Genomic DNA, 2,762 nt, shown 5'->3' on the forward strand with positions numbered 1-2,762 from the left:
CCGTCAGCCGAAATCGTGCTGCCCTGGCTATAGGTCGCCGTCTGATCGATCCCGCTCGCGATCTTCGCGCCGCTCACGATATTGCTGTGGCTATGCGTTTCGTGCGAGTTCAGCTCATGCGTCTCCGTCGCCGCGCCGACGTTCACATCACCGGCCGCCATCAAATTCGCGTTGCCCTTGTCCAGGCTGATCGCGCTGCCGCTGATCGTCAGATCCTTGCCCGACACGATATTAACCGTGTTACCGCCCTTGAGCGTCGTGCCCGTCAGCGCCTGATCCGACGTATGCAGCGTCTCCGCATAGCTGCCGTGACTATCGCTGCCCGAACTATTGCTGTTCACCGTCGACGTCGCGCTCGCCGCACCGAGCGTCACATTGCCCTTCGCCACGATCGCGCCGCCCTGGCCGAGATCGATTTGCGCGCCTTTCGCCGTCAGATCCCCGCCGACGCCGATCTGCGACACGCCCCCCACCTTCACCGAACTGCCCACCGCCTGGTTGACATGGGTATCCGACACCCCGTTCGCGCGCTCGACCACCTTATGCTCGCCGATCTGCTGCGCGCCGAGCGTCCAGTCCCCGCCGATCTGCGCGAGCAGATTCCCGCCGACGTTCAGGCTGCCCGCGTTCTGCCGCACATTCCCGCCCGTCGCGATCGCCGCGTCGCCCGCGACGTCGATCTTCGCCTGCGGTCCCAGCGTCGTCGTGATCCGCGTCGCCCCCGTCTCGCTCACCTGCTTGACCGTCTTCGTCGCGGTATCGAGCATCAGATCCCCACCCGCGTTCACCAGCAGGCTCCCCGCCTTCACGTTCGCCGACGTCAGATCGACATTCCCCTCGGTCGTCAGCTTCGTCAGCCCGCCGCTTTGCAGCGTGCCGAATGCGTTGTCGATCTGCTTGCCGTCGATCGACAGCGTGTTCGCCGCCTGCATCGTGCCGCTGTTCACGAACGATGACGTGTGCTTCAAATCGATATCGTGCGCCGCGATCAGCGGGCCACTCCAGTTCTCCTGGCTCGCTTTCGCCAGATAGACCACCGGTACCAGCACCGATTGCCCATCGACAACCCGCGTCTCCATCATGACCACGTTGCCGGTCAATTGCGACACCTGTTGCGCCGACAGACTCATGCCCAGCGGCAGATTCAGCGATTTCGACAACGCCGCGCCCGACGCCAGCATCGCTTCGTACATCGATTGAATATCGGTGTACGGCCCGAGCACCGCCTTGCCCGTCAGCGACGTGATTTCATTGCGCACCAGTTGCTGTTCATAGAACCCGTCGCCCAGGCGCTTCGGGAGGTGCGTCAAGTCGACGCCGAGCTGACCGAAGAAATAATCGCTCGAAATGAAATTCTTCTGATTCGTGAACGCGGGGTTCGTCTCGATCACGTAGGCCGCGTTCGGCGCGGCGGCCGGCTTGTACAGCCCGCCCTGCGGAATCGTCAGGTTGTTCAGCACGTTCACCGCCGTCGCGCCGGCGATGACCGGATCGACGTTCGCGCCGGGTTGTCCGTTGATCGAGGCGGACGGTAAATGGATGCCGCTGGCGTGGCCCTCGACCGACGCGCCCGGCGATGGCGCGCCGCCCGCGTTGCCGCTGATCGCGCCGACCGTCACCCCGCCCAGCGATTGCCCCGGCAGCAGCCCGAGCGACGGAATCGACGCGTTGCCCGCCGTGTTGTCGATGCTCACGCCCGTGCCGGACAGCTTGCCGTTCGCCACGAACGTCGACTCGTAGCCCGGCAAGCCGAACTGGCGCACGTCCGCCGGCGCCTTTTGCGTATAGCCGCCCGGACGGCCCGTCACGAACGGCGCGTCGCCGAACGGCAGTTGCCAATCGTATTCGGTGTTGTCGTAGTTGTTGTAGTGATACTGGCCTGAGTACGTGACGATCACGCCCGGTGCGTCCTGACCCCGCCAACTGTTGTTGTCGATCTTCGCCGGGGACTCGATGTCGCCGACGGCCGTCACGTGGCTCCAATCGTTTTGCAGCGTGCCGACCGACGACGCGGCGATCTTGCCCCCCGACACGATCTGCGCGGCCGGGCTGATCTGCGTCACGGTGCTCGCGACGGCCTGGCCCTCGTAGGTCGTGTATTGATACGTGCTGTTCCATTGGCCGCCGTGCGGCGGATCGATATACACGCCGCCGATGCTGGTCGGGTCTTTCACGCCCACCTGGCCGGTGCGCCCGCTCATGCTGATGCCGAGCTGCTGCAACAGCGCCGGATCGACGCTGTTGACGTACCCGGAGGTCTTCATCACGCGGCGCGTGTTGATGATCTGGTTCGCGTGCAGCGCCATATCGCCGCCGGACTGGATCAGCGCCGATTGGTTGCGGATCAGCGCGGCGTTCGTATAGCCGCCGTTCGCGTCCTTGCCGCCCGCCAGCACGACCTTGCCCAGACCGAAGATCGCGGTTTGCGCCATCGTGTCGGTGGCGGTCGTGTCGTCGCGGTTCTCGATGTCGCGCGACAGCAGCTCGAGCGTGCCCACGCTGTCCGACGCGCCGATCAGCGCGCTCGGCCCGACGTTCGACAGCAGGCTGTCCGCCGCCAGCGACACGCTGCCGCCGACCAGCGTGCCGGTATTGGTCAGCGTGTTCGAATGCGTGCGCAGCAGGTTGCCCGCGGCGATCGCGCCGCGATTGACGATGGCGCCCGCGTCGATGCTCAGATTGTTGACCGCTTGCAGGCCCGCGCCGTTGGTGAACGTGCCGGGCAGCGTGAACGCGAGATCGTGGCCGGCGTTGAACTGGAA

The 2,762-nt window shown here is 65.3% G+C and carries 1 protein-coding gene; it reads right to left on the reverse strand.

What is annotated here, in order from left to right; translation table 11 throughout:
* A partial coding sequence (locus BSIN_RS23895; protein WP_173678749.1) for a hemagglutinin repeat-containing protein occupies positions 1-2,762 on the reverse strand: 2,762 nt, incomplete at both ends.

Origin of the sequence: Burkholderia singularis (assembly GCF_900176645.1) — a bacterium.
Classification (GTDB): domain Bacteria; phylum Pseudomonadota; class Gammaproteobacteria; order Burkholderiales; family Burkholderiaceae; genus Burkholderia; species Burkholderia singularis.